This is a genomic window from Monashia sp. HAY1-5C, assembly GCF_056755255.1.
On the sequence record NZ_JBPGXG010000048.1, the window covers coordinates 21,917 to 28,380 of the forward strand.

Below are 6,464 nucleotides of genomic sequence, written 5' to 3' on the forward strand. Positions count from 1 at the left end.
GGCGCTGCATGGAGCGCACCGTTGTCCTTCGCGCCATCGCCGTGCAAATCCTGCAAGAAACCGACACGTCCGCGTCGGGCTCCTTGCAGCCGGCATCGGGTGTGAGCCGTGTCACCGGGACGGGGCGCACGAGCGGTCACCGGCCTTGGTGGCCGGGCGTACCGTGAGTTCATCACGTCATCTGCTCACTATGTGGACACCTGGCGAGGCGCCACCCGCGCCCGACCGGGGCCCGCACGGTGAGCAGCAGGAACCGGCACGACGTGGTGCCGGAGTGCACCGCGCGAAGGGATGGCCCGCAAGTGACCACGACCCAAGAGAAACCGACTACGCACACGACGCACGCCGGCCTGGCCGCGTGGGTCGACGAGGTCGCCGCGCTGACGCAGCCGCGCGACATCCGCTGGATCACCGGCACCCCCGAGGAGTGGGCCGAGCTGACCGACCAGCTCGTCGAGGCCGGCACCTTCGTGCGCCTCGCGGAGGACAAGAAGCCGAACTCGTTCTACTGCAAGAGCGACCCCTCCGACGTCGCCCGCGTCGAGGACCGCACCTACATCTGCTCGGTCGAGGAGAAGGACGCCGGTCCGACCAACAACTGGATGGCGCCGGACGAGATGAAGGCTCGGATGACCGAGCTGTACCGCGGGTCGATGCAGGGCCGCACCATGTACGTCATCCCGTTCGTCATGGGTCACCTCGACGCGAAGGTGCCGATGTTCGGGGTCGAGATCACCGACTCCGCCTACGTCGTCGTCTCGATGCTCGTCATGGCCCGCTGCGGCGACGAGGTGCTGCGCAAGATCGAGCAGACCGACGCCTCCTACGTCCCGGCCCTGCACTCGGTGGGTGCCCCGCTCGCCAACGGCGAGGCGGACGTGCCGTGGCCCTGCTCCGAGACGAAGTACATCGTCCACTTCCCGGAGGAGCGCGCCATCTGGAGCTACGGCTCCGGCTACGGCGGCAACGCCCTCCTCGGCAAGAAGTGCTACAGCCTGCGCATCGCGAGCGCCATCGCCCGCGACGAGGGCTGGATGGCCGAGCACATGCTCATCCTCAAGCTCACCTCGCCGAAGGGGTCCGTCCACTACGTCGCCGCCGCGTTCCCGTCCGCGTGCGGCAAGACGAACCTCGCGATGATCACCCCGACGATCCCCGACTGGAAGGCCGAGATGGTCGGCGACGACATCGCCTGGATGCGGTTCGGCGAGGACGGCCGGCTCTACGCCGTCAACCCGGAGTTCGGCCTGTTCGGAGTCGCCCCCGGCACCGGCGCCTCGACGAACCCCAACGCCATGGCCACCATCGAGAAGGGCAACTCGGTCTTCACCAACGTCGCCCTGACCGACGACGGTGACGTCTGGTGGGAGGGCATGACCGACGAGCCGCCTGCCCACCTGACCGACTGGCACGGCAACGACTGGACGCCGGCCGACGGCGAGGCCGGCACCAAGGCCGCCCACCCGAACAGCCGCTTCTGCACGCCGGCCAAGCAGTGCCCGATGATCGCGCCGGAGTACGACAACCCGAACGGCGTTCCGATCGACGCGATCCTCTTCGGCGGCCGACGCAAGACGACCGTGCCGCTCGTCTACGAGTCGCGCGACTGGACCCACGGCACGTTCATCGGCGCGACCCTGTCCTCCGAGACGACGGCCGCCGCCACCGGTGCCGTCGGCGTCGTGCGCCGCGACCCGATGGCGATGCTGCCCTTCATCGGCTACCACGCCGGCGACTACATGAACCACTGGCTCGAGATCGGCAAGAGCGCCGACGCGTCCAAGCTGCCGCGCATCTTCGGCGTCAACTGGTTCCGCCGCGACGAGGAGGACGGCTCGTTCCTCTGGCCCGGCTTCGGGGAGAACAGCCGCGTCCTCAAGTGGGTCGTCGAGCGCCTCGACGGCGACGCCGAGGCGGTCGAGACCCCGATCGGGCTCGTCCCGACGCCCGAGTCCCTCGACGTCGACGGTCTCGACCTGACGCCGGAGCAGGTCGCCAAGGCCCTCGCCGTCAACGCGTCGGACTGGGAGGCCGAGCTCCCGCTCATCGAGGAGTGGTTCGACAAGTTCGGCGAGCAGCTGCCGACCGAGCTGCGTACCGAGCTCGACGCCCTCCGGGCGCGCGTCAGCGCCGACTGACGCGCCGGTCCGCAGCCGCGTGTCGGCGACGGCGGGCGACGTGATGCAGGGCCCGGCACCCCGATGGGTGCCGGGCCCTCCGTCGTCCCGGCCACCCGAGGGCACGGCACGGGCGGACCGGGTACACCTCTGGCATGAGCGACCCACAGCCCTACTCGCGGGACGAGACCGAGGCGCAGCGACTCGACCGCAACTTCAACGAGCAGCTCCAGGAGCTGCGCATCGTCCAGGCGGGCGTGCAGATCCTCTTCGCCTTCCTGCTGACGATCCCGTTCCAGCAGCGCTTCTCCCAGCTGACCGACCTGCAGCGCACCGTCTACGTCGCCACGCTCCTGTCGATCGCCGTCAGCACCCTGGTGTTCATGGCTCCCGTCGCCATGCACCGCATGCTGTTCCGTGAGGGTCTCAAGGACTACGTGGTCCGTCACACCGACCGGCTCATCGGCACCGGCCTGGTCTTCCTCGTCCTCGGCATCATCGGCGGTGTGGTCCTCGTCCTCGACGTGCTGCTGTCGCACCCGAGCGCGTTCTGGCTCGGCGGGGCGCTCGCCCTCCTGGCGATGGCCCTGTGGGTGCTGCTGCCCGCGTCGCAGCGCCGGCGACGCCGACGCCAGGACGTCGGCTGACGCGCATCACTCGCGACAGAGGGCGCAGGGCGGTCGCGCGAGCTCACGGCGGCGGGATCCGTCGTCCAGGAGTCCCCTCGTTCCTCGGGGACTCCTGGACTCCTCCCAAATCCCAACGTGTTCGACCAGCACGACACAGAAGGACCCCGACGAAAAGCGTGTCGGGGTCCTTCTGTGTCGTGCTGGCGGAGGCGGCGGGATTTGAACCCGCGAGAGGTTTTATCCTCAACCCGCTTAGCAGGCGGGCGCACTAGGCCACTATGCGACGCCTCCGTGCCCGGACCACCGGCGGCGCGACGCGAGGCGCGACACGGCGACGGATGCACGGGCGGAGTCAGGGTACCGGCCCCGGTCCGGGTCCCCCAAACCGGGGGTCCGACCCCCCGCTCGACTCGCGGATGCCGATGAGGTACCTGACAGCAAGTCAGGGCACAATGTCCTGTCGGCCGAGCCAACGAGCCGAGCAGAGAGGACCCCATGACCTACCCGACTGTGCGCGGTCCGGGGACGCCCCAGACCCGCGAGACGCTGCGTCGTGAGCTCAAGTCGGGCTTCCGACGCGCCCTCGGGCTCACCGTCCTGGGGACCGTCGTCCCGGGTGCGGGACTGACCCAGACCCGCAGCCGCAAGGTCGGCTGGGGCCTGCTCCTCATCGCCATCGCGAGCGCCGGCCTCCTCGCGTACTACGTCCTGAGGACGGGTGTGACGAACGCCGCCCTGGCCCTCGTCGCCCGCCCGACCGTGCTCACCGCGGTCGCCGTCCTCTTCGTCGTCGGTGGCATCCTCTGGTGCGGCTCGATCATCCTCACCGCCATCCAGTCCCGCCCGACGCGCCTGGACCGCACCCGTACCCGGCTCCTCGCCGCCTTCACGACCCTCATGGTCTTCCTCGTCGCGGCCTCCTCGTTCAAGGTCGCCGAGTACGCGAGCATCACGCAGTCGACCGTGGCCCAGGTGTTCGGCAGCACCCGGGTCACGCCCGGCGAGGGCGCCCAGGTCGCGGAGGGCGAGGACCCGTGGGCCAAGCAGGCCCGCGTCAACATCCTCCTCATCGGCTCCGACGCCGGCGCCGACCGGGTCGGCATCCGCACCGACTCGATGATCCTGGCGAGCATCGACACCAAGACCGGCCGCACGGCCCTCATCTCGATGCCGCGCAACCTGCTCAACGCACCGCTCGCGCCCACCTCGCCTCTGCGCGCCCTCTACCGGTCCGGCAGCTTCGGCTCACCCGACAGCACCTGCGACCAGGGCCCCGGCCAGTGCATGCTGACCAACCTCTACGTCGACGCCGAGAACTACGCCAAGAGCCACCCCCACGCCTACCCGGCGGGCGCCTCCCCCGGCCGCACCGAGATCCGCGGCACCGTCCAGGAGATCACCGGCCTCAAGGTCGACCAGATGGTCGTCATCGACCTCAAGGGCTTCTCCCAGCTCATCGACGCGATGGGCGGACTCGACATCAACGTCAAGCTGTCCGGCTACGGCACCAAGCTGACCATCGGTGGCGAGCACGACGCCAGCGGCCGCCTCTTCGGCGTCAAGGGCTACTTCGAACCGGGCTTCCAACACCTCGACGGTTGGCACTCCCTCTGGTACGCCCGCACCCGCGCCGCCGACGACGACACGCACCGCCAGATGCGCCAGCGTTGCGTCGTCCAGGCGATCGTCAAGCAGGTCAACCCTGCCCAGATGGTCGGCAAGTACCCCGAGATCGCCAAGATCCTCAAGGACAACATCTACACCGACATCCCGGCGCAGAACCTCCCCGCCTTCGTCGACCTCGTCGAGCGCGTCCAGAAGGCGAAGATCAACAGTGTCGCCCTCACCTCCTCGCAGGGCGTCTACTCGAGCAACCCCGACTACCAGCTCGTGCGGGCGCTCGTCCAGAAGGGCATCGCGCCGCCGAAGCCGAAACCGTCCTCGACGGGCTCGGGCACCTCGTCGACGAGCTCCCCGACCAGGACGAAGACCCCGTCCCCGACGGCGACCCCGTACGAGCAGTGCTGACGCGGTGGGCGGCCGGGCGAGCGGCCGTCCACGTCAGCGGTCACCGGCGCGCGCCCAGGGCCGTTCAGGCGACCGTGCCCACGCGCCGGGCTGGGAGCCGCAGACGGCGGGCCCGACCCCTGGTCCGCCGCGGATCCGCCACGGATCCGGCTAGGCGGCCCGAGACAGAACAGAGCCCCCGGCCGGACGGCCGGGGGCTCTGCACAAACGACGTAGGTGTCGCTCGTTGCGGTGTTCTCCGGTGTGTCAGAGCGGACGAACTGCGTCGGCCTGCGGACCCTTGGGGCCCTGCGTGACCTCGAACTCGACGCGCTGAGCCTCGTCCAGCGAACGGTAGCCATTCGTCTGGATGGCCGAGTAGTGGACGAAGACGTCGGGGCCGCCGCCGTCCTGGGCGATGAAACCAAAGCCCTTCTCGGCGTTGAACCACTTGACGGTGCCCTGTGCCATACGGGTAACTCTTCCTTCTTCTGCGTGCGGGACGGCACACCTCGTGCCTCCCGAGCTGCCGCTTCGAACCCACCTGACGAGCGAACTCGTCGCGCCGAAGAGAAGACCCGCCTCCGGTTGGAAACGGGCACCTGCTCGACAACGAGGAACTGCAACTGCAACCGGCAAGAAACCTAGCAGACTACCGTGCGCGGGGCTCGCCGGACCGCAGCGGTTTTTCGCGGGTTCATGCACCGGTGGCCGGGACGCCACGCGGCACGCCCCGCACCGCCACCGCCTGTGCCCGGTCGCCCCGGATCGTCGCGACCATGTCGACGACGCGCCGGGTGGCCCGGACGTCGTGCGCCCGGAACACCGTCGCGCCGAGCCAGGCGGCGACGGCGGTGGCGGCAAGGGATCCCTCGAGGCGCTCCTCAGGGGGCAGGTCGAGCGCCTCGCCGACGAAGTCCTTGCGCGACATCGCCTGCAGCACAGGGAAACCCATCGCTGCGATGTCGCCGGTGTGGCGCAGGACCTCGAGCGAGTGCGCGGTCGTCTTGCCGAAGTCGAGGGTCGGGTCGACGAGGACCCGTTCGCGGGGGACGCCCGCGTCGACGGCGGTCCGTGCGCCCCGCGCCAGGGTGGCGACGACGTCGCGGACGACGTCGAGCGGCTCGGACCCGTAGCTGACGTCGACGGGGTCGGTCCGGGGTGGCAGTCCTCCGGTATGTGAGACGACGTATCCGGCCCCGGCCTGGGCAGCGACGTGGACGAGGTCACGGTCGTGACCGGCCCAGGTGTCGTTGAGCAGGTCGACGGCACCGGCCGCCTCGCGCGCGACCTCCGAGCGCCACGTGTCGAGGCTGAGGACGGCCTCGGGGTGGACCTGCCGGGCCCACTCCAGGAAGGGGACGACGCGACGGATCTCCTCGTCCGCGTCCACGACCTCACCCTCCTGCCCGGCCCGGACGCCGCCGACGTCGACGATGTCGGCCCCGAGCTCGAGCGCCGTCTCGAGGGCGGCCTTGGCCGAGTCGAGGTCGGCATGCCGGTTGCCGCTGAAGAACGAGTCCCGGGTGCGGTTGACGATGGCCATGACGGCCGGGGTCGAGGCGTCGAACCGCTTGTCACGCAGGACGAGCGGGGCGGGCGGGGGCAGGTCCAACGGCTGTCTCTTATACACATCTCCGAGCCCACGAGACGGAGCTACATCTAGGGGGCCGTCTTCTGTTTGGAGAGGGGGGGGGGGGGGGGGGGGGGG

General features: G+C 70.0%; 5 protein-coding genes and 1 tRNA gene. 3 read left to right on the top strand and 3 right to left on the bottom strand.

Going from position 1 to position 6,464, the window contains the following annotated elements; all coding sequences use genetic code 11:
* The first annotated feature begins 302 nt into the window (after positions 1 to 302).
* Both ACR9ZK_RS09570 and ACR9ZK_RS09575 read left to right on the top strand, forming a co-directional pair.
* A complete protein-coding gene (locus ACR9ZK_RS09570) occupies positions 303 to 2,138 on the top strand; it encodes a phosphoenolpyruvate carboxykinase (GTP) (RefSeq protein WP_481341667.1) in 1,836 nt (611 codons plus the stop codon).
* A gap of 134 nt (positions 2,139 to 2,272) precedes the next feature.
* Positions 2,273 to 2,764, top strand: coding sequence for a DUF6328 family protein (locus tag ACR9ZK_RS09575; protein WP_481341668.1), 492 nt, complete (start codon positions 2,273 to 2,275; stop codon positions 2,762 to 2,764).
* Between the two features lie 183 nt (positions 2,765 to 2,947).
* On the opposite strand, the gene ACR9ZK_RS09580 is transcribed toward ACR9ZK_RS09575, so the two are convergent.
* Positions 2,948 to 3,037: transfer RNA gene (locus ACR9ZK_RS09580), tRNA-Ser, on the bottom strand.
* Positions 3,038 to 3,241: 204 nt separating this feature from the next.
* Here ACR9ZK_RS09580 and ACR9ZK_RS09585 point away from each other — a divergent pair.
* Positions 3,242 to 4,774, top strand: coding sequence for an LCP family protein (locus ACR9ZK_RS09585; protein ID WP_481341669.1), 1,533 nt, complete (start codon positions 3,242 to 3,244; stop codon positions 4,772 to 4,774).
* Between the two features lie 246 nt (positions 4,775 to 5,020).
* On the opposite strand, the gene ACR9ZK_RS09590 is transcribed toward ACR9ZK_RS09585, so the two are convergent.
* Entirely contained in the window at positions 5,021 to 5,224 is a 204-nt protein-coding gene (locus ACR9ZK_RS09590) for a cold-shock protein (RefSeq protein ID WP_034805904.1), read from the bottom strand.
* 226 nt (positions 5,225 to 5,450) lie between these two features.
* Positions 5,451 to 6,386 (bottom strand): dihydropteroate synthase, encoded by a 936-nt coding sequence (folP, locus tag ACR9ZK_RS09595; protein ID WP_481341670.1) that lies wholly within the window; start codon positions 6,384 to 6,386, stop codon positions 5,451 to 5,453.
* Between the last annotated feature and the right edge of the window lie 78 nt (positions 6,387 to 6,464).